This window comes from Dyadobacter sp. 22481 (assembly GCF_052044875.1).
GTDB lineage: Bacteria > Bacteroidota > Bacteroidia > Cytophagales > Spirosomataceae > Dyadobacter > Dyadobacter endophyticus.
Genome location: NZ_JBQENV010000001.1, coordinates 218,088 through 240,257, shown reverse-complemented (window position 1 = coordinate 240,257; position 22,170 = coordinate 218,088). Strand labels below are relative to the sequence as shown.

At 47.0% G+C, this 22,170-nt stretch carries 19 protein-coding genes; all 19 read right to left on the bottom strand.

The annotated features are described in order from the left end of the window. Positions 1-58: 58 nt before the first annotated feature. The gene (locus ACTJJJ_RS00915; RefSeq protein ID WP_188931645.1) at positions 59-1,570 is read right to left on the bottom strand and encodes a RagB/SusD family nutrient uptake outer membrane protein; all 1,512 of its coding nucleotides are present in this window, start codon (positions 1,568-1,570) and stop codon (positions 59-61) included. Between the two features lie 16 nt (positions 1,571-1,586). Then, positions 1,587-3,839 carry a SusC/RagA family TonB-linked outer membrane protein gene (locus ACTJJJ_RS00910; RefSeq protein WP_440701712.1) on the bottom strand — a complete coding sequence of 751 codons (2,253 nt, stop codon included), beginning with the start codon at positions 3,837-3,839 and terminating at the stop codon, positions 1,587-1,589. An 18-nt stretch (positions 3,840-3,857) separates the two neighbouring features. Beyond that, positions 3,858-4,955 (bottom strand): TonB-dependent receptor plug domain-containing protein, encoded by a 1,098-nt coding sequence (locus ACTJJJ_RS00905; RefSeq protein ID WP_440701149.1) that lies wholly within the window; start codon positions 4,953-4,955, stop codon positions 3,858-3,860. Between the two features lie 271 nt (positions 4,956-5,226). Beyond that, entirely contained in the window at positions 5,227-6,420 is a 1,194-nt protein-coding gene (locus ACTJJJ_RS00900) for a FecR domain-containing protein (RefSeq protein WP_440701148.1), read from the bottom strand. A gap of 82 nt (positions 6,421-6,502) precedes the next feature. Beyond that, a complete protein-coding gene (locus ACTJJJ_RS00895; RefSeq protein ID WP_188931652.1) occupies positions 6,503-7,084 on the bottom strand; it encodes an RNA polymerase sigma factor in 582 nt (193 codons plus the stop codon). 226 nt (positions 7,085-7,310) lie between these two features. Next, complete coding sequence (locus tag ACTJJJ_RS00890) at positions 7,311-7,514, bottom strand: helix-turn-helix transcriptional regulator (RefSeq protein WP_188931654.1); 204 nt, start codon at positions 7,512-7,514, stop codon at positions 7,311-7,313. Then, complete coding sequence (locus ACTJJJ_RS00885; protein WP_440701147.1) at positions 7,511-7,951, bottom strand: hypothetical protein; 441 nt, start codon at positions 7,949-7,951, stop codon at positions 7,511-7,513. Before ACTJJJ_RS00885 ends, ACTJJJ_RS00890 begins: the two co-directional genes overlap by 4 nt. Positions 7,952-8,123: 172 nt before the next feature. Further along, positions 8,124-8,654, bottom strand: a complete 531-nt coding sequence (locus ACTJJJ_RS00880) for a discoidin domain-containing protein (protein WP_426295198.1) — start codon at positions 8,652-8,654, stop codon at positions 8,124-8,126. Positions 8,655-8,667: 13 nt separating this feature from the next. Further along, positions 8,668-9,843: a DUF3472 domain-containing protein gene (locus tag ACTJJJ_RS00875; protein ID WP_440701146.1), complete on the bottom strand. Its 1,176-nt coding sequence runs from the start codon at positions 9,841-9,843 to the stop codon at positions 8,668-8,670. Positions 9,844-10,005: 162 nt separating this feature from the next. Then, positions 10,006-11,508 (bottom strand): RagB/SusD family nutrient uptake outer membrane protein, encoded by a 1,503-nt coding sequence (locus tag ACTJJJ_RS00870; protein ID WP_440701145.1) that lies wholly within the window; start codon positions 11,506-11,508, stop codon positions 10,006-10,008. A 12-nt stretch (positions 11,509-11,520) separates the two neighbouring features. Then, entirely contained in the window at positions 11,521-14,787 is a 3,267-nt protein-coding gene (locus ACTJJJ_RS00865; protein WP_440701144.1) for a TonB-dependent receptor, read from the bottom strand. 241 nt (positions 14,788-15,028) lie between these two features. Continuing rightward, a complete protein-coding gene (locus ACTJJJ_RS00860; protein ID WP_440701143.1) occupies positions 15,029-16,138 on the bottom strand; it encodes a FecR family protein in 1,110 nt (369 codons plus the stop codon). Positions 16,139-16,261: 123 nt separating this feature from the next. Continuing rightward, on the bottom strand, positions 16,262-16,876 hold the full coding sequence (locus ACTJJJ_RS00855; RefSeq protein WP_188931667.1) for an RNA polymerase sigma factor: 615 nt from the start codon (positions 16,874-16,876) through the stop codon (positions 16,262-16,264). A gap of 397 nt (positions 16,877-17,273) precedes the next feature. Beyond that, on the bottom strand, positions 17,274-18,407 hold the full coding sequence (locus ACTJJJ_RS00850; RefSeq protein ID WP_426295203.1) for an MFS transporter: 1,134 nt from the start codon (positions 18,405-18,407) through the stop codon (positions 17,274-17,276). Between the two features lie 69 nt (positions 18,408-18,476). Next, positions 18,477-19,253 (bottom strand): metallophosphoesterase family protein, encoded by a 777-nt coding sequence (locus tag ACTJJJ_RS00845; protein WP_188931673.1) that lies wholly within the window; start codon positions 19,251-19,253, stop codon positions 18,477-18,479. A 127-nt stretch (positions 19,254-19,380) separates the two neighbouring features. Further along, complete coding sequence (arsB, locus tag ACTJJJ_RS00840) at positions 19,381-20,430, bottom strand: ACR3 family arsenite efflux transporter (protein ID WP_440701142.1); 1,050 nt, start codon at positions 20,428-20,430, stop codon at positions 19,381-19,383. Further along, a complete protein-coding gene (gene arsN2 / locus ACTJJJ_RS00835; RefSeq protein WP_440701141.1) occupies positions 20,427-20,876 on the bottom strand; it encodes an arsenic resistance N-acetyltransferase ArsN2 in 450 nt (149 codons plus the stop codon). Before arsN2 ends, arsB begins: the two co-directional genes overlap by 4 nt. A 15-nt stretch (positions 20,877-20,891) precedes the next feature. Then, on the bottom strand, positions 20,892-21,449 hold the full coding sequence (locus ACTJJJ_RS00830) for a DUF6428 family protein (RefSeq protein WP_440701140.1): 558 nt from the start codon (positions 21,447-21,449) through the stop codon (positions 20,892-20,894). 56 nt (positions 21,450-21,505) lie between these two features. Then, a complete protein-coding gene (locus ACTJJJ_RS00825; protein WP_188931681.1) occupies positions 21,506-21,838 on the bottom strand; it encodes an ArsR/SmtB family transcription factor in 333 nt (110 codons plus the stop codon). Positions 21,839-22,170: the final 332 nt, after the last annotated feature.

The following is a 22,170-nucleotide window of genomic DNA, read 5'->3' as shown; positions in this document are numbered from 1 at the left end:
CTCGAAATGGGTGAATGCCTCGCGGGATTCACCCATTCTCACTTTGCTATTGTTGTTTTTAATATCCGGGATTGTTCGGAGCCAGCTTAGGGTTTGCATTCATTTCATCCTGGGGTATCGGGAATAAATAATGCTTCTCCTGGAATTTGATGGTATTGTCCCGCGGGAATGCATATCCGAGCATCGGGACGAATGTGTCGTTTTTAGTGTCATATACCATCCTCGTTCTGACCATGTCAAACCATGTTTGGTTTTCAAAACAAAGCTCATGATTTCTTTCGCGCCACACGGCCTGGCGAAACTGCTCTTTGCTCAGGCCGGCCAATGGCGCCAGCTGTGCCCTTTTACGGATCGCATTGATATATTCATAGCTATTTACATCCGGTGCGCCCTCACTTTCATTCTGAGCTTCCGCATAGAGAAGCATGATATCCGACAGGCGGATCACAGGAAAGCATTTGCCGGAACCCAGCCCGCTGGCCTGGGCTACGTCATCCCAGTATTTGAAAATATGCTGCCCATTTTTAAACTGCACATTGGCCCCTGTCGAAAAGTTGGGAGCGTGGGAATAGAAAAATTGCCTTTCCTGCTTCCGAAGGTCATTCGCGCTGTACGATGCGAAAAACGTATCGTCCGGCAGAAGCGTCCCTATTTCCTGCTGTCCATTGGAGATCAGGCTGAAACTTGGGAGGGTAAAGGCGAACATAGGACTCACTGCAATTGTAGATGCGAATTGCGCCATGAAAATGTTCTCCATCCTATTATCATTTGCCGGGTCACGGAACTGATCATAGTTTTGGTAAAGGGTATATTTCCCGGAGCTGATCACTTCCATCGCTTTTTGCTTGGCCAAAGGCAGCTTATCCTTTTGCTGCAACGGGAAACCCGCCATGGTTTGATACACTTTTGCCAACAGTGATTTTACCGCCCCAATGGCTACCCTGCCCGTGTTATCCGAAAACGGCAACCCGCTTTGTTCCGCTGCAAGTAAATCGGGCACAATTAGTTGCTCATAGATGTCCTTTACGGGTGTCCGCGGTATCTGAAGCCCGACCGCGCTGCTGACAGGATCGCTAACCAACGGCACGTCGCCAAATATTCTTACCAGGTTGAAATAGAACCACGCCCGCAAAAATCTGGCTTGTCCCAGCAACTGACTTTTTTGAACATCTGTAACAACAGCAGATGAAATCAACGGTATATTCTTAATGGCCAGATTTGCCGCACCGATACCCTTATAGGAACTACGCCACCATACCCTGAAATACAGGTCTGTGGTCTGCATATTGAGGTTCCTTAAATTGGCATTGTTGTTCGATTGATTGATATCACTTTTTGCCTGGCCAGTAGGGTTTTCCAGCATGAGCATAGCATTTTCTTCGTAAAGGCCCACCGGACTATAAAAATCGCGTGTAGAAGCATAAATACCGTTCACGGCATTTTGCGCTTGCTGGTAGCTTGTATAGTAGTTGTCCGGTGTATAAAAACTTGCTGGCTTTTCTTCCAGGAAGTCGTTGCATGACATTACAGACATGCTTACAAGCGCAATTAGTATCCTGATATTTTTCATAGTCTTATTTGTAGAATTATAAACTAGCATTGATACCAAAATTGAATGTCCTGGCTTTTGGCTGCGCGTAGAATTCAATCCCGTAAGCGAAAGCCTGAGGGTAGGTCGATACTTCCGGGTCGTATCCTGTTTTGTATTTGGTGATCAGGAATGCATTCTGAACCCCGGCAAACATGCGCAAGTTGCTTAGGTGCAGCGCGGTAACGATACTTTTAGGAAAAGTGTAAGACAATAAAATATTCTTACCTCTGATGAAAGATCCGTCCTGAACATAGTGGCTATCCTGGCGCAATGAGGGGCCATCACCATTTAATCTTACGCGCGCAATGCTGGTGTTCTGATTGGACGGCGTCCAGGCATCCAGTACCGTCGTGTAACTGTTGGCAAGCGTTTGTCTGTCTTCGGAGGTGGCGTAACCAAGATTTAGTACACTATTGCCTTCACTTACCTGGATGTCAACAAGCAGTTCAAAATTTTTATACGAGAACTTATTGATGATTTCCGACACAAACTTCGGATACGCATGTCCCAGAATACTTTTGGTTGTCGACTCTTTTATGTCGCCAGGCTTAGCGCCCACTTTCGCGGCCTCATCAGCTTCATGTTCTCCCCATGTCCCCAGACGGGTAAGCCCGTAAAACGTTCCCACAGATTCTCCGACCCGCAATATATTGGTTTGGTCGAGGAATCCGGGTCCGGGAAAAATATCCTCGTTGTTCAATCCCAATGCCAATATTTTTGTCTTGTTGGCCGAAAAGTTGACAGTAGTGTTCCACTTGAATGCACCTATGAGATTGCGCGTGTTTAAACCCAGTTCGAAACCTCTATTGCGCACCGACCCAATGTTAGTCAGCACATTGTCAAATCCTGACGAAAAAGGTACCGGGGCATTCAGCAGCAGACCGGTCGTGATTTTGTTGTAAAAGTCGGCCACTGCATTAATGCGGTTGTTGAACAGGCCCAGATCTACACCTGCATCGAACTGATTGGTCTTTTCCCACTGAAGATTGGGATTGGGAATCCTGCCTTGCACCTGTCCTCCCGCGCGTGAGCCCCCGAATATCGCCGTGTTGGACGCCAGGGCGCCGATTGATTGGTACTGGCCAATTTCTGAATTCCCGGTGCTACCGTAGCTTAATCTTAATTTTAAATCACTTACTATCCTCGAGTTCTTCAAAAAGTTCTCTTCTGACACACGCCATGCTACTGCGGCGGAGGGGAAAAATGCATATTTATGATTTGCCCCAAACTTCGAAGACCCGTCGTACCGCCCTGTTGCGGTAAACAAATATCTGTCTAAAAGAGAATAAGTTACCCGGGAAAAATACGAGTGTATCTGCCAGTCATAAGCATTAGACGTAGGAGGACTGGGAACGATTCCGGCTCCCAGGTTATTGGCCAGATAGAAATCACTGTCAAAATTTGAGGCAGAAACGCCAAAAGTCTCGTCGTGCTTTTTAGCCCACTCGGTTCCCAGAATGACATTTAAGTTATTGGCTTCATTCAATTGCTTTTTATAGGTAAAATAGCTGGAACTCTGCCAGTAAAAATATCTCTCGGCGTTTATTCCTGCGCGGATTCTCTGGTAAAGTCCTCGCTGTACTGCGGAACCGCTGGACGATATATCGTTTTTGTTTGTAAAACTTTCCGCTGATAAACTTGTTTTGAATTCGAAACTATCTGAAAAACGGACATTGATATACGAGCCGCCGAGAACATTAATTTTATTATTAATATTATAGTAATTGGTCAAAAGGTTTACCGGGTTATCGGAGCCTTCTGAATTTAAATGCATAAAATTGCCTCCCCACGAGCCGTCAGGCATTTTTACGGGGATCATAGGCAGCTGCTCCATGACATTCCGGGGCCCGTTAAAGCCTCCTACCTGGTCGTCCTGAATGCGCTCTTTAGTGCCGATTCCCGACAAATTTATACCCGTCGTGAGCCAGCTGTTGACCTTTGCATCAACATTAATTCTCGCCGAATATTTCTTCAGATATGTGAATAGCATTAAGGCATGATCATCCTGATACCCATAGTTCATGCTGTATTTCACATTGGGGTTACCACCGGAGATCGACAAGTTATAATTTTGAGAAAAAGTGGGTTTATAAACCTCTTTTTGCCAATTGGTATTGTATTTTGGGGTACCATCTGCATTATAAAGCAATGGTTCAAGTTTCGCGAAATCGGGGTACGCCCTGCCGGGAACGGCGCCGTATGCCGCCTTCTCCATCGCCTGATATTGCGTAGAGTTAAGGAGCGGAATTTCCCTCGGTAATACGTTTTAGCCTCCTGTAAGATTTAAACTTACAGCCGTCTTTCCATCCTTACCGCGCTTGGTGGTGATGATAATTACCCCGCCCGACCCCCTGGCTCCATAAATGGCAGTGGAAGAAGCATCTTTCAAAACGTCGATAGTTTCAATATCATTCGGGTTGATCGTAGAATAATCCACTCCGATCACCCCATCCACGACAAATAATGGGTTATTGGAAGCATTGATTGAATTAAATCCTCTGATATTCACGCGCATATCGCCGGGGCGCCCGGAGTTGGAAGTGATATTCAATCCCGGAACGAGACCCTGCAGAGCACCCAGCGCATTGGGGGATGGTCTTTCCGTAATTGTTGTGCTGCTGACGGACGCTACCGAACCCGTTACATCTACTTTTCGCTGGGTTCCATACCCTATCACCACCACTTCTTCCAGGGCTTTATCGTCTTCGGCCATCACCACATCAATAATTTTCGATGTTCCTACCGCGATTTCCTGCGTTACATAGCCCACATAACTGAAAACCAGCTTAGCATTCTGGTCAGGCACATCCAGTTGAAACTTACCATCCACATCGGAAGCGGTTCCAATCAACGCCCCTTTGACGAGAATGCTCACGCCCGGGAGGGCCTCTCCCGCTTTGTTGGTGACAGCCCCCTGAATGGCAATTTCCTTTCGCTCCGCCTTGTCGAGGTTTTCCTGCAATAACTCTTTCATTCTCTTATCGAGATTCATCCTGGAGTCCCCGAGTGTATTTTCCCTCGGAGAGGATATATCCTGCGGCGCGAGCGATTGAGGTTCAAAGCCTTGAGTCTTCTTCTCTTTAATTACAATGGTTTTATCCACGATATAATAGGTGAGCTGCTGCCCCGCCAGTACCTCGTCCATGATCTCATTGACAGATGCGCTCTGAAGAGAGACCGTCACTTTTTTCGCCTTTTTTACAATTTTATTATCATAGAAAAATTTGTATCCCGTTTGCTGTTCAATGCGGGTAAACACGCTGGAAAGCGGCGCTTGCCTGACAGAAAAGGTTATTTTCTGCGAAACACCTTCGGCTGACACATGCACACATGCGATGGCTAAGAGCAGGGCCATTAACTTCATGATCAAAATCAATTTGAGAAAGTAACGATATCGTATATACGCTATTTTCCCGTGTAAAATAATTTGCATATTTTTGGCGGGGTTTGGGTGTAAAATTGTTGTTTCGCAAAAAGGGCAATTCTCCCCGGGGTCCGCTCTGCGGATTGGGGTAATACCAAGCCACGAGCCGTTTCAGGGTCAGAACTGAAGCGGCTTTTTAATGGCCCTGGTTTCGTGGATTTTTTCTTTTTTATTTTACCATAGCAAAAAGGATTAGGTCAGGGGTTTAGGGTTAGTTGGTCACGATTATTTTCTTATTGTCGATTTTGAAATGCACGTCTCCGAGTTCCAGTATCCGGAGCACTTTTGAGAGCTTCGCATCCCGTTCGATCTGTCCTACAAATTCATAATCTTTGATGGTGCCTTCGTATACCACCTCCATATCATACCATCGTGCCAATTGCCTCATCAGTTCCGGCAATCCCACATTGTCAAACCTGAAATAACCCTCCTTCCAGGCAATTACATTGCTGGTGTTGATCTGTTTGACTTCGAAAGGGCGGGCCGGCTGGCTGGCGTTTTTCCTGATATTGGTTACAAGCCGGGCCTGATCGCCGGGTTTGAGCAACACGCCCCGATCCTCTGCACCGTTTACTTTCAATTTGATGCTCCCTTCGAGCAGGGTGGTTTTGATGGCCCCTTCATCGGCATAGCTATTCACGTTGAAGCGGGTCCCGAGGACTTCAATTATCTGGTTGCCTGATCTTACTTTAAAAGGGACCCGTTTTGAGTTTTTAGAAACTTTGGCCACTTCAAAATAGGCTTCACCTACTATCTCCACGACTCTTTCCTCCGTCGGAAACACGGTCGGGAAGCGAATGGACGACGCGGCGTTCAACCAAACGCCCGTTCCGTCCGGAAGTTTGATTCTATATTGCCCCGCCCGTGGCGTGCTGATCGTATTATATGCAAGGCCGCGCGAAGGGCCACTGCCTTCCCGCGTCTCAAATTCGTACACGATTTCTCCCTGCTTCGTCTTGATCACAGCGGTTTGACCCTGCTGGGCCAGCTTCCCATTGACCGCTTCGTGCAGCATAATGCTTTGCCCATTGGCCAGCGTAAGCTTGGCCCTATTGTCGCCCGGTATGGCGTCCCCGACAACTACACCCTGGCTGACAGGCGGTTGAGGTTTCGCTTTACGGAAAAAATTCAACCCTATTGTTGCGGCAATAACCACCGACGCCGCTACTCCAACCCATTTTAGCAACGGGAGGGTCCGCGTCTTTTGGCGCAAAGCCCTCTCCTGGTTCAGCGGAAGCGACTCCCAAACCATATCGAGCTGTTTTTCCAGTTCATCGGTATTCAACGCGAGGTTTGCGGACTTTGCCCTGGCGAGGTACCAGCTTTCGAGCAAAGCCATTTCCTCGTCGGTCAAGGTATTGTCCCGATATTTCCGTAATAAGTCTTTGGCAGAAGATTCGTCCATTACACAAGTTTTTATCCTTAGTGTATATAGGACGGGGAAGTCAGGCCAGAGTAGTATCCTGTTGAAAAAAAATTACTTTTTTTTACATTTTCAGGGATATGAGCACAACAATGAAGACAAGGTCAATTTTGTGTTTCAAAATATGAAGGGCGCTGCTGACTTGTTTTTTGACCGTCTTGTCGGATATATGCAGCTCTTCGGCGATCTGCTTGTAGGAAAGGTCCGTATTTCTGCTCATCTCGAACACTTCCCTCATTCTGGGAGGCAGCAGGGAAATTTCACTTTCAATGATCTGGGTAAGCTCTTGCTCCCTGATCTGCTGATCCGTTACGCATTCCCCTTCTTCCATGAACCACGCCAGGGATTCTATGTATTTCTGTTCAACCTTTTTGTGAGCGATGGCGTCGAAAATCCGGTTTCGCAGGGCCTTGTAGAGATAGGATGAAAAAGAGGTGTGCAGTTTGATCTGTTTGCGATTAACCCAGAGTACCGTGAAAAGCTCCTGCAAAATATCCTTGGCTTCGTCGTCATCTCCCAACATCCGGTACGCATGTAAAAAGAGCACACCTTTGTAGCGCTGATAGATTTCACCGAACGCCTGGGGGTCATCCTCAGCTATCAGCCGGGCTAACTCAAGGTCACTATTTTGACGATAAAAATTCATGTTAACAATGATTCGAACAGCGCCGCACAGGCCTCATTTCCAATAAATCGGAATTTTGTCTGCCATTTCCGGTACTCTTGTGCTTTGCATTATTAGGTAGGAGCCGCTGCGAATATACACAAAACTAGCCAAACAGAAGAATTGTACAAATAAATATCGTAATCACCATAGTTCCTTAGGCAAAGTTCAGCAACAGACCGGTGTTGGAAGAAAACCGGTCAGCCAGTCACTGTTCTGTGTCATCCAGCTGAAACAATACTTCAACAGTAGTGTTAAAAGCTTTCGCCATTCGCAACGCGAGTACAGTAGAGGGAATGAATTTCCCGGTTTCAATCGAATTTAGACCTTGTCGCGATATCCCGATATGCTTTGCAAGATCGGCCTGAGTCCAGTTTTTCTTAGCCCGTTCAACCTTTATCGTGTTCTTCATACATCGTACTTTTTCTTCGAAACGAACCAGCCAACAAAATAAAACAGCCAACAATATCCCACAAGGTGGCCATAGCCAAACCAACCAGGATTAGAAACACCACAAAGTTCGAGCAAAAACAAGAGCATTATTAACATGGCCGTCAATGAAAACCCGATAACCACCGCTTCCAATTGCACACGCTGCCTTACTTCGTCCATTACCGAAAATGCCTTGATCAACTTCAACACAAAAACAGCGAATGTGATAATCGGTATTATTGCTACGATTATCGAAAATGGTTTGCCGATCATCTGATGCTTTAACAACCATGCCGCGGGCAGGTAGGTAGCCCCGTAGATGAGCGCGAAAATTACGGAGTTTTGGCTTTCGTTTTTCCCAGATCGTTCCATAAATATAGATGTTGAATGTTTAGCCTCATAAAGATAGGTAAACATTTCTTTTTGTCAAGTATAATTGACAAAATATCACCAATAATAGACAATAATATAGTGTCATTGCCGGGAAATCACGTGTTAGAATCAAAAAAAGGGCAACAAGCAGCAAAATATGCTGTTCGTTACCCTTCGATTTACTTTAACGGTCGGTTAACCCGGCTGCAACCGCTGTTTACTCATTCACAAATACTTCCATTTCAGCCAAGAACGTATGCACAGCGAGCCCTTCTAATGCCGTAAATTTGAGATACTGGTATCCAACGGCTGATGAAACCGGAAAACTCTGCGGCGTGATGGTTGCCGGAACAAATTTAAATTCTCCGAGGTTTGTCCATGATTCGCCATTGGCGCTTCCTTCCAATTTGAATTTGGTGAAACCATTCTTGTTGTTTTGGCGGGCCGTCAGATCTACTGAAATCATCTTGTTGGGCTTCTTCATATCCACTACAAACCAATGTGGAAACCCCGGATGGTCGGGATCATATTGTGTGTGCCAAATGGTGTTCAAATCCCCATCCAGCACTGCCGAAGCTAAACCTGTATTCTCGGAGCCATCTCCCTGTTCGCTGGACACCGCTGTAACGGTCCAGCCCGAACGGTCAGCTTTGGCAGCCAGGGGATAGTCCATCTTATCATCAGAGCAACCCATAAACGAAGCGGTTACTACCAAGGCCATCATTAGTTGAAATATATTCTTTTTCATTTTCTCTCCATTTTTAAGGTAAACTTTCGATATCAACTTGCGGCAGCTGTCCTCCTGCCGGACGTGTGAAAGGAGTTCCCGCCTCCACATAGGTATTAAAAAAACCACCGTTCCTGAGGAAAAAACGGCCGTTTTCAACACCTCCTCCGAAATCCATCCTTTGTTTGTTTTTACCTGTGGCATCAACACCCATCTTGAAGGAAGTTAGCTCAGTCCACTTTCCATTCACATCTCTCACCCACTGATTGCCCCAGGTGCCCTTGCGTTCCAGATAACCTTGTTCAGGAATGAAATTTTCCAGGAACGAATGAATTCTGGCCAGATAAGTCGCCGTTAGCGGCCGCTTCCAGGTGGCCATAAATTGCCACTTATCATGCTCTGGTCCGCGAAACCATGCCGAATAAAGTGTGTTTCCATTACCATCCGGCTTGCCCTTGGTCAGAAATTTATAGGTACTACCCGCTTTCCAGTTATAGACAAAATAACTCTGTCCTCCTTCCCCTTCGCCACCGAAACGTTTGGTTACCACGCCTTCTCCCGATTTGACGGGCACCGTTGTTCCGCCGTCAGGGTCCCAGACAGAAAACAAAACCCAGCGCTCCGATTCCGACTTCACCTGTATACCGAAATATCCGTGACTGAATCCATTGCACATGAAAAAGGAACCAATCTGATCCTGCTTTTCGGGTACCACCAATTCATTGTAAAAGTATTCGATATCACCGGCAGGAACGGTATAATTGACATGCGTCGACGGCCCTCGTCTTGACCAGTAGAAGTTCTCAGGATCATTGGCGTAAATCGCGCCGTTGGCTGCGACCCCACCAATCTGAATATCGGACACATCGGCAAACGAGGAGCCGGATTTACTGACGCCCTCCAGATCCACTTTCACATAACCTTCTGCCGCTATATTCACTTTTCCGGCATAGTAGGGTTTTGCATCCGCTCCCGCTAAACTAACGTCGAAAGAAGTTCCGTTCACACGCACGTTCACCTTGCTTGTCCCGCCGCCGGCGACACCGGCCTTTAGAAATACCGTGAGCTCTCCCGGCTGCGCCGCACGAAACCAGATGCTTGTCACAACGCCGGGTGTGGTCCAGTTGACGAGCCCCTTGCTGGTGATCTTTTCAGATTGCCCGGCAGCACCTTTGGTGATATAGGCATTCCCAGCTAAGGGAATACTCACTTTGGGTGTTGGATCAGGTAGTACCTCTTCTTTGGGGTCATTCTTAGCCCTATTGGTGCAACCATAACTGCACGTCAGAGCGCATACAAATAGGACAGTAATCAAACACAATTTATTCATAGCATACAGATATTGGCGTCCGTTTAAAATTAGGCGTAACAGTTACGGATTTTGGGTCAGTTTGCTGTTCTTATCTATTTCTGACTGCGGTATAAAAAATATCACGCGGGCATCGGTTGCCGGCACCGTCTGGTTGACATTCGTCGTCGGGGTGTTGTTAAGCGAATGCGTTCCCGGGTAATTCCGGATCATTGAACGGTTGTTCCGGAAAAGATCATAGGAACGGTGCCCTTCGAATGCCAATTCCATCCAACGCTCTTCCAATACAATATCGAGCGCCGTTTTACCCGCAGGGAGCGAAGTATAAAGTGCATCATCCAGCCCTGCCCTTGTTCTAATGATGTTCACATCCGCAAGCGCCGCGGCTGTTTTACCCAGTTTGGCATTGGCCTCGGCACGGTTCAGATACATTTCCGCAAGACGCAAATACACCGGCGAGCTGAGATTGATAATACTCTCCTGAAGATTGTATTTGTTGACATAATACATGGGTGTCTGCGGGGTCAGTTTCAGGTTCTTTTGCTGCACGCCATTTAATACATAAGGCGTGATAAAGCTTTTCCGCAGATCCTTGGGATGCAGTGCATATTGGTTAACCAGCTTTTCGGAAGCATATATTTCGCCCCACCCGCTAACGCCCTGTCCGGCCGGATTGCCGGCAACATCACCGCTGAAATACATCGATCCAATCGCCGAGAAGTCCTGGTTTTGAACTTTGGTGTGACGGATGCACATGATCGTTTCAGGATTCGTTTCAGGGTCCATCTTGAAATATCCCTGAAAATTGGCGCCATCGAGCAGAGCATACCGCCCCGAGTTGATTACTAAATCTGCATATTTAACCGCATTCTCATTATCCTCCTTGTATAGATATACCCGCGACAAGAGCGCATATGCTACCTCTTTTGAAGCGAAGGAATTACCCTTGTCAACCGACATGAGGTCAACCGCTTTCAAAAGATCCGCGATCACGAAGTCATAAACCTCTTTCACAGAACTTCTCGAAAGGCCCGTTGTTTCTTCATCTGAAAGACCGTCTTTCAATATAGGCACACCCGCGCCCGCGCCATTACCCTGCGGATACGGCCGGCCGAATACGCGCACCAAATTGTAATGCATCATCGCACGCAGGTACAAATTCTCTCCTTTGAGCTGTTTCAGGTCCGCAGATGCGTCGTCTGGCACATAGGCAATGATCTTGTTCGCCGCGGCTATTACCTTGTAGGCCTGCCCCCAGAAATTGGTACAATGTGAGGAGGTATTAATATGGGTATACCGGTAAGCACGCGTAAGGTCGTCGGAAGAGGACTGTCCCTGAGCCACCTCGTCGCTTGGGAACTCGGTCAGGAAATGGACGCTTCGCACATAGGACGGATTTCGCAGCACCGCATATGTACCGATGGTTGCCGTTTCAACATCACCCGCATTGGTCAGTGCGGAGGTTTCTTCGATTGCCGTGGAAGGAGCAAAAGTTTCCTCGCAGGCCGACGCTCCTACTATCAGTACGCCTGACAGGATATATTTATAAAGATCGTTCGCTTTCATCGCCTATCTGATTTAGAATGAAATATTTACTCCGCACAGAAATTTCTTACTGATCGGATATTTGAAACTTGAAACCCCGGAGCTGAGATCGGTTTGGGTGAATGACACTTCCGGGTCAGGCCCTGAGAATTTGGTGGCAGTCCACAGGTTATCTCCGCTCAGGAATATATTCAGATTAGAGATCCCGCTTTTGGCAAGCCAGGCTGCCGGCAGGGCATAACTCAATTTGATGTTTCTCAAACGGATATAGCTTCCATCTTCCAGGTATCTCGACGACGATTGATTGGAGTCATGATTTCCGCCAACGATCGGTTTCGGATGCGTGGCGATATCGCCGGGCTTTTCCCATCTGCTCCATCCTTTGGCCAAGACCATCGCATTGTAGCTTTCGTATAAACCGTCATTATCGAAATACGCCCGGCTGTTGTTGTAAATCTCATTACCGTATACGAAATTGAAAAACGTGCTCAGGGATATGCCTTTGTAAGAAAAAGTGTTAGTCAACCCGCCCGTAAATTTCGGAGCTGCCGAGGTTCCCGTGAACTGCCGCGACTGCGCCGTGGCCACCGAGCTGTAAGAGTTGGTCAACACCTTATATTTCGCCCCGTCTGCATCGGTCACGATCTTCTCCCACAACGGATCTCCGTTGGCGGGGTCCACACCAGCCCAGATGGGCAGATTCCATTCATCCATATTGTGTCCAACCGCGATAGGCTGACGTGCACCGGAGTTAAACACCGTCGCTCCGTCGCTGAGCTCTAAAACCTTGTTGCGGTTAAATGACACGTTCAGGTTCGTTTCCCAGTTGAAGACGCCGACGATATTTTTCGAAGTGGCGCTGAACTCCATTCCACGGTTTCTGACGGCCCCCGCATTTACCCAGCGGTAGCTGTAACCGGTTGTAGCCTGCAAAGGTTGTTTGTACAAAAGTGCGCTTGATTTCTTCTCGTATGCGTCGACGGTCAGATCGAGTCTGTTGTTGAACAAACCAATTTCCGCGCCAATATTGGCTGTTTTCATTTTCTCCCAAGATAAATCGGGGTTGCCCTTCTGCGAGGGCGCCGCTCCCGGAAGACCTGCATAGCTGGCATCCTGTGAGATACTATATAGCCCCAGTGCCGCGTAATTGGATATCCCATCGGCATTACCCACCGTACCGTAGCTGGCGCGGAGCTTCAAAAAGCTGATGGTTTTCCATTGCTTCATAAAGTTTTCGTTGCTTACAATCCACGAGCCACCCAACTGATAAAAGTTACCCGCCGGATTATTGCTTCCGAATTTGGAAGAATATTCATGAACAAAAGACGCGATCGCGAAATAACGGTTGTCAAAATTGTAGTCGGCTTGCGCAAGGTATTTGCTAAAACTATACTGATCATTACCCCCCGTCGGGTTATTGATAATATCCGTGGCCACCGACATCACATCTCTTCCCGGAGGAAGCCCTTTCCCTGAAATGGACGCATCGTCATAATAATTGCGCTCCGCTTCGCCGACCGCGAGAACAGCCAGGTTATGCAATCCGAAACTCTCCTCGTATCGTAACCGGTTCGAGGTCAGTATACGGCTCGTATAAGACCGGGAATTGTACAATTCGCCCCCATTCGCACCACCCTGCTTTGTTCTTTTATCGTAATAACTTGCGTCTTTATAGTCGAAAAAGCGAACGCGGTTATAGGTCGAGAATGTCAGCTTGGGCGTGATGGCATAATCCAGGTTGACGTCTGTATTGACATTCAGACTTCTTGCTTTAGAGTAGTTGTATGGAAGGGAGTGCAAAAAGTTCTCGCGGTCCCTCCCCTGCCAGTTTGCCGCAATCCGGCCGTCGATGGGGCTTCCGTCCGCATCATATGCCGCATCGAAAGGCATGTTTACATAGGCATCATAAAGCGTACCGCTGTTTTCGTAATTGTCCTGGGTGAAAATCCCATTGAATAATACGCTCAATTTCAACTTTTGGGTCAATTGAGAAGTAATATTAGACCGGAAATTATACCCCGTTTTATCATTTTCCAGGACAGTTCCCTGCTCCTTGTAATAGTTGCCGGAAACATAAAACTGGGTCTTTTCTGAACCTCCCGACGCCGACAAAGTGTAGCTATTCACGAAACCCTTTCTGAACGCCAGGTCCCACCAATTGGTATTGGTATTCACGATGGACGGATCGCGGTCGTAAAATGTTTTCTGATAATCGTACAACTGCTGCGAATTCATCAGTTTGAAATTTCCGGTTGTCGCCTCAGCAAAGCCCAAAGTGGTACTGAAATCAATTTTTGTCTTACCGGCTTTTCCCATCTTGGTCGTAATGATGATCACGCCATTCGCGGCGCGGGACCCATAAAGGCCGGTAGCGGCAGCATCTTTCAAAACAGTAACAGATTCGATATCAGTAGGATTATAAGAACCGCCGATATTCCCATCCACAATAATCAGGGGGGCTGTGCTTGCCGAAATGGTACCTGCCCCACGGATCAGGATATTTGATCCGCTGGTTGGATCTCCCGAGCTGGTTGATACCACTACGCCAGGGGCTTTACCCTGCAAAAGGCTCGATAGCTCATTCGAAGTTACGTCCCGCAATTTCTCATTGGGTATCACCGCGACGGAACTGGAAAGGTATTTCGCCTTTTTCGACCCATACCCGGTTACGACCACCTGTTCCAACAGGTTTACGGACGGCTGCAGGGTAATGTCAAAAGTTGTTTGCCCGTTGGCCGGAACTTCGGTGGACTGGTATCCCACAAAACTGAAAACCAGTAAGGCGGTATTCACATCCGTATCCGACAAATTGAGCGAAAAACTCCCCCCCGCATCGGTAACAGTTCCCTGATTCGACCCTTTTACCATGATCGTAACCCCGGCCAACAGATCGCCTTTCTCGTCTTTCACGGTGCCTTTGATCTGCTTGTCCAGCAAGGTGGAGTTGTTTACTTCGTCGGTCGACAGTTCGGGCTCACTTTCCTCCTTCTTCAAAATCACTTGCTGGCCATCTACCTGATAGTTTATCTCCAGCGGTGTGAGCAGTTCATCCAAAACCTCTCCCAGCGATTTGTTGCTTACCTGAATATTTACCCGATGTCGCGCCGGAAAGATCGACGGCGCATAGGTAAAATGTACGTCGCAAATTTTGTCAAGTTCTTTTAGAATACTTTTAATCTCCTGATTTTTAACATGAATGGACACCTTTTGCTTTAAAAGCTCCTGCGCATCCGCGTTGTTCGCGAAGGAAATCCCCGCGAACAAACCGGCCAGTAAAAGTTGGTAAAATGAAATTCTCATTGCTATCAGTAACAACTGAGTTCTTTGTCGACGTTTTTTCATACTTTTGAAATGATTTGTTCTTTTCAGAATCGGACAAATTGCTCCCGTGTCCTTTTTGCGAAGGACGCTTGCACAGCTCCGGGAAAATTGAAGTCAGTAGTGGGGCAAACACTGCTGGCTTTTTTTGTGATGGCTACTAATTCATAGGCAGGAAAGCGGTTTAGAGATTACGATATAGTTAGGTAGTTGATTCACGTTTTTATTTGCAACCTTTGGCTAAATGCACGACAACTTTCTCACCCTTTATGCTATACGTTGCTCCGATGGCCGTGCAGGTTGCATGTAACCTTTGTTTCAATCCTTCTGCCCTGAAAACTGTCGATACGACACAGGAAGCCAGCCGAGCCTCATCATAAAGAATTTCAATCCCGTACTTCTTTTCAATACTGTCAAAAACCTCAGAAACCGGCCGTTCTTCAAAAACGACGTCCGAATCATCCGGTAAGCTTTCGAGTATCGCCAGGTCACGGATTACCTCCTTTTCATTCTTTTTAGCTTTTGCGCTAAAAACAACTCCTTCGTTGGGCGTCAACACAACGCTTGTGGCCGAGTCGGCCCCATCATTCCTGAACTCATTTTGATTGTATACCGAAACTTTTCCGGTTTTCACCGCCACCAGCACACCGCCATCCTCTTTGTTGGTCCTAACCCGAAAACTGGTGCCCAGCACTTTGGTTACTGTTTGACCTGCGAAGACTAGAAAAGGCTTTTGTACATCCTTAGTCACATCAAAAAATGCATCCCCTTTTAAATACACCGCCCGGTTGCTGCCGGAAAAACTTGCAGGGTAGATCAATTCCCCTCCCTTTTCCAGCATAACGACAGAGCCATCGCTCAATAAAACCGTCAATGTCTGATCGTCGCTATTTACTTTTGTAAGCCATTCCGTATTCTTCGAACCCGTATAAGTCTGCACAATAACCGGTACATCGGTCTTTTTCATTTGAAAATACCATAGCCCCAGGCTTCCCAATAGGATAAATGAGGCAGCGATCCGCCAGAAGTAGCCTTTTCTCAAAATGTGACGTGCCCGCGAGATGGCCGAAGCCGGGATGTTCCTGTTTTTCACACCATCGACCAACTTCCGGATATCTTCCTGCGCTATTTTCTCATCGGTGATTTCCCCAAACCGTTCTTCCAGAGCCAGAACAAACAGCCTGGCCTTTTCCACTATTACTTTTCTGCTTTCGTCCTCTTTCACCCAGCCTTCCCAAAAGGACGCAGAAGGATCCGCCGGGTTTAAAACCCACTTGCGAAATGCGTGGTTGCCCGCTAACTCTTCAAATCCGATATTACTTTCGTTGCTCATAAATGGTGGCTGGACAGATTTTCGATGTGCACGAACACACTCGTTTGGTATGATTATCCGCAAATCACCGATTTATCATCATTATTTTTCAAAAAAATTTCAGAAAGGCCATTAAAACGCTCCCTAATGCCCTTTTAGCCAAAGAAAATAGCAGCAAAAAGCTAAAAGATAAGCGCCCCATTGTTCACGCATTTCACGCAGGGTTTTGGACAGGAGATTAGCCACACCGGGTTTGCCGATATCCATAATTTCAGCAATCTCATCGTTACCGAGCCCCTGATAATAACGAAGATAAACAATCTCGCGCTGCCGTTTGGAAAGCCCGGAAATGATTTGATTAAGTCGATGCAATTCCCGATTCTGAAGTTCGTCTTCGATGAGACTGCTCTCGATAGTCCCCGAAGAATCCTCAGGCTCGAACAGCAATTCTGATGACTCACCAAGGCGTTTCAGGCGAACACTTTCCTTGAAGATCTTATTCCTTAACGATTTGAACAGGTAAGGTTTAACCACGGTGTCTTCGGCAAGGAAAAGCTTCCTTTCCCATAGCTGGAGATAAACGTCCTGGATACAATCCCGGATAAATTCCAGATCACGGGAGAATTTGGTCCCGTAATTGAGCAGGCTGCGGTGATGGATATCTGCAAGCCGGCCCAAAGCATCAGGATTGCCGGCTTTGAATTGACTCCAAAGCTCATCACTTATCTCCCGTTCCTGTGTGGCGTAGATAAAATCCATTTGTAAGTACCCCGTATCCTGGACAGTCGTTTGGTGTCGTATTTCCTTTTTTGAGCCACTCCCGGGTCCACAGACGGGTGAACGTAGCGTTTCCGGTGTTTTTCGATGTAAATTAACAAATTCTTTTGAGGTCGTCCGCGGCTGCGGTTAAATCATTCCCTGCGCTGTCGGACCGGTGTAGTAAACTTCCGAAACAGTGAACGCACCATGCCTTAGCAATGCGGAAGCAAACTCGCATTTCACGGCATCGCTTAGTTCCCGGAACGAAGTATTTTCTTTGTTGCAGTTTCCGCTGCAACGTGCGGGTCATGATATTCAAAGCGACGGCAATCTTACAGTTAAAGTGAAAGATGATAGATGCAGAGGATTTGCCATAGACAAGATCTATAATATTGCTTTACGCAGGGAATGCGTTAGACTGTCGATGATATTTCCAGGTGAAGAATACTAACAGTACAACAATTGGCGCGTACATTAAGTATAGATGATCATTAGCCAGTAAAAACCCACCTGCTAACGCGCCAAAGGCCGAGCCCGCATCCCTGAACGTGGCATTTTCGGATACTGCCTGAGTGACGTTGGCTTTGCCTGCTGATGCCGCCCCGGCCGCAAGAGAGGCATTAACGTTATAAAATGTAAACACAACAACCAACCCGGTAATTGCCCAGCCATTTGTTGCCAACAATAGGCCTGAGCAAATCAACAGGATAGAGCCTGAATAAATATTGGGGAGTCCGTACCGATCAGCCGCCCAACCGGCAAACGGCGAAATCAGAAGAGAGCAAATCCGGCGAAAGCTCAGAAACCCCGCAGCTGCGGCAGTAATTTCAACCGCTGACCAATTGGGCCGAGCATCCAGCAACAAGGCACCAATCAAAACCACAAGCATACCTTCCACTGCAAAAGCTCCTAAGAACGCCAACCGGTTAAAAATTGAAGGAAAAGATACTTTGAAGCTGAACTGCCGGCCTGGCGCGCGATCTCTTTCTTTAAGTTTGATGGCAAAATAAATTCCGGGCGTTGAAAGGAGCGCTATTACGAAAAATATCAATTTCGGGCTGATCAGATCAAAAAGCAATGGACCGATTAAAAGCGCCAGCAGCGGCCCGGATTCAATAATACTTTGGCTCACTCCCAAGGCAAGGCCTTTTTGAGGATAATCCATCGCATAGGTGATTGCTCCGACGCGAAGAATAGAATACGATATGCCCCAGACGATCCTGAGCAGCAATAATGTTGCGATACCAAAACCAGCACCATAGCCAGCAGTGGCAAATACGGCGGCAATGGCCGCAAAAATCATTGGCAGACGAAAGCCCAGACGGCTGAAAACGCGCAAAATTAACGGGTTAAGCAGGATCCTGGTGAAACGGTTAATAGACAAAATAGTCCCGATCCAAATGACTGGCACATGGATACTAGGCGCGTTCACAGGCAAAAATGAATACAAAAACGCATCACCCATCAGGGCAAACGTCAAGCTGAACGATGCATACATCGGCAATTTTAACTCGTCAATATGCTTTTGCATCCTTGGGTGATGGATTTATTTAGCCTTCATAAACCTTTCATTAACTATAAAGCCTTTATCCCCTTTGGGCTAATATGCATTCCTAAGGCTATCGGCATATGAATTGGGAAGTGGGCTCAACTCAACGGCCTGCGCCGCTTTTTCAACATCGTACTCAAAACGTATAAATTCAACGGTGATACTTTCCTTGCTGGATGTGGACGCATCGGCATTTATGTGCAGGATTACATAACCACCTCTTGGGTCACCATCCTTTGGTTTACCAACTGAACCTATATTGATCGCATGACGGAAATGCTCCGTGCCGTCTGACGCTGCGGAGTCCAGGATCCTATGGTAAGGTTTGTGGGTATGGCCAAAAAGCATCACATCTGCACTGGCCTGCTCCATGATCCGTAGCATACTTTTTTCGTCCCGGTCTTCAAACAAATACTCATTAATCCGTCGTGGACTGCCATGTACCAAAAGCACTGAAAGCGGCTTATCGTTGAGTTGAAAGTCAAGACGGATGTGTGACGGTAGCGTTCTTAAATAAGCCCGCTGCTCGTCTTTGACAATTTCGTTTGTGTAGGCAATCGACACTTTGCCATTTTCTTTTTCATTGTCGGTTTTATAGGCGCAGCCACAATCGTCGCTGCTCCTTCCGATCCCAAAGTCGTAATTACCGGCAATGGTAGGGATGCCACGCCTTTTGATGTGGTCTATTACTTCATTGGGCCAGATGTTATAACCAACCAGGTCTCCTAAACAATAAATAGCGTCGGTGTCTCTTGACTCGACATCATTAAAAAACGCCTCCAATGCCGGAAGGTTGGCGTGAATGTCTGAAAAAAGGGCAATTCTCATAAATCATTATTTAAGTATTCAATAATTTCCTCCGCCGGCTATTAACACTGATCATCCAGCCTGGCAAGGAGCTTTGCCCGCCACCGATAATGATCAGCTCATATAGTTCATCGTTCATAGAGCAACCTTATACAGAAAACCTCTTTTGTTGTTTAAGCGCAAAATTGACCAATAGGATCAATACCGGCACTTCGATCAGCGGGCCAATCACAGCTGCGAAGGCTGCCCCCGAATCAATGCCGAATACCGCTATTGCGACCGCAATCCCAAGCTCAAAATTGTTCCCTGCCGCAGTGAAGGCCAGCGACGTAGATTTGGCATAGTCCGCGCCCGCACGTTTTGAAAGGTAAAAGGCAGAGAAAAACATGATAGCAAAATAGATCGTTAGCGGTAGCGCGATGCGCAACACGTCAAACGGTATACCGACGATCAGCTGCCCTTTCAAACTGAACATGACTACAATCGTAAAGAGCAGTGCGATTAAGGTGATCGGGCTGATGGCTGGAAGGAATTTCTTCTCATACCATTCTTTGCTAAACAGCTTGGTCAATACGACCCTGGAGATGATCCCAGCCAAAAATGGGATACCCAAATAGATAAAAACGCTCTGGGCGACTTGGCCAATCGTAATGTTCACCACCAGGTGGCCCTGCCCGAATCCTTTCAATCCAAAAAGTGGCGGCAAAACTGTTACGAACACATAGGCATACACAGAATAGAACAAGACCTGAAAAATGCTGTTGAAAGCCACCAGGCCGGCAGCGTACAAGCGGTCACCATTAGCCAGATCATTCCACACAATAACCATCGCGATACAGCGGGCAATGCCGATCATAATTAGCCCGGTCATGTACTCCGGCTTATCTGGCAGAAATATTACTGCCAGGCCAAACATCAGCAATGGGCCTATTATCCAGTTTTGGAACAGTGAGAGCCCCAAAATCTTGGTGTTGTTAAACACTTTCGGCAGCTCTGCATAGCGCACCTTCGCCAAGGGCGGGTACATCATCAGCACCAGACCAATGGCTAGCGGCACATTTGTCTGCCCTGAATTAAACTGATTGATGAAATCGGGTGTACCTGGCAAGAAATAGCCGATTAATACACCGATAAGCATAGCTAAAAAGATCCATAGGGTCAGATATCGGTCTAGAAAAGAAAGACGCGGGGTATTCATGCCGTTTGCTGAGTTAAATTCCGTTTCATGACGGCAGCTGATGAAGGGCAAAGACCGCTAAATTGCCTGGTTTGTTGAATTGCTTCTGGCACTTGCTCACGGTTCACTGCCGCGAAACCATACCGGTCAAAGTAACGATCAGCTGTCGTTGTGATCAAATAAACCTCTCGCAATCCTCGCTCGTCTGCACCTGCCAGTAGCTGCTCGACCATCTGGCCGGCAATACCTTTGCCCTGGTGGGTAGGATAGACAGCGACTGAGCGCAATAGCCCGACGGACCCAAACAGTTCAAGACCGGCGACGCCCACAAGCACTCCGTCCTGTTTTGCCAAAAGAAAATTGCGCAGGCCATCCGGTAAATCTTCGGTAAGTAGGTCAGCTTCTTTTAGTAGGCTGACCACCAATTCTTTTTCTTCCGGCCTGGCATTATCGATTTGAATCCGCATATTTTTAAATTTTGATTAACAACATCCTGAGCCAGGCTCGCAGCACGCCGGCTCAGAAGCGACTAATTCCAGCTCCTGTTTGACAGGGGCAGGCGCGCAGCACGATGCTTCTGTTGCTGTTGTACCGCAACTCTGGTTGCGGGTGAGCGCCTTGCATTGGGTAAAGTCCGGAACGAGGTTGACTGTGAATGTTTCGCCATCGGCAACAAATTCACCAGGATACATTTGCCGCGTATCGAACTTTGAATTCCCAAACTCTACCTTCACGGTTGCATCCGGATTCAAAGGAAGCGTTTTTTCAACCAGGTTAACAATTTTAAGTGCTTTGCCGACCTTCATGGAACGGTCCACTTCCTTCACCGAAGGCTCCCAAAGTTGCACGATGATCTCTGTCCAGCTATTCATAACGCCGCCGCAGTCTACCGAAACGATCGGCGCTTGCTTGATCTCGGTAATGTGGTAAGAACTATCTACAAACTTGCCTTCTTCATACTGGAATTGCAGGTGCAAATCCGGATTTTGCTCCAAAGTGCTTTTAAAATCACCCCACGTCATTGGATTTGATTGGCTCATGGTTTTAATTGGTTAAATGTAATATTACGATTGATATATTCAAAAAAATACCCTGCTTAATTACAGCAGGATGTAGCAAGGGCAAACGTGTCAAGTAATGAGCCAAACGTCTTTTGTGCTTCCTCCCATACGACTGGATTGATGCAATAGCATACCCGTGGCGGATTAATTTCACCGTGGATAATCCCGATTCGTTTCAACTCTTTCAAATGCTGGGATACTGTCGCTTGGGCAAGTTCGAGCTCATCGACCAAATCGCCGCAAACACAGGCTTTCCTTGCAATCAAGAGTTGTAAGATCGCAACCCTGGCTGGATGCGAGAACGCCTTGGCCAGATCCGCAATCCGGTTCTGCTGCTCGGTGAATATTTCGGTTTTCGTGACTCCCATGATGCAAATATAAAGATTGATTTATCAATTGCAATATTACGATTGATTTTTCAAGGATTTTTCCACTGTAACGTCTGTGAAACGCAGTATGCTGCTTACTATAATGCCCCCAATCTGAATACTTATTCCGGCGGCAATGAGACCAGTGCATTCCTTTGCCCGTGGCATCTTATAGGCAAAAATAGGATGCGCCCCCCGGGAGCAGCTTGACGACCTATTGGTATTATTACAATTCAAAATAATAAATTTTAAACACACACAATACTATAAGTGTCAAAAAATTACAAATTTTATTTTCCATCATTTGTATTTTTCAACATTTAATCAATGCA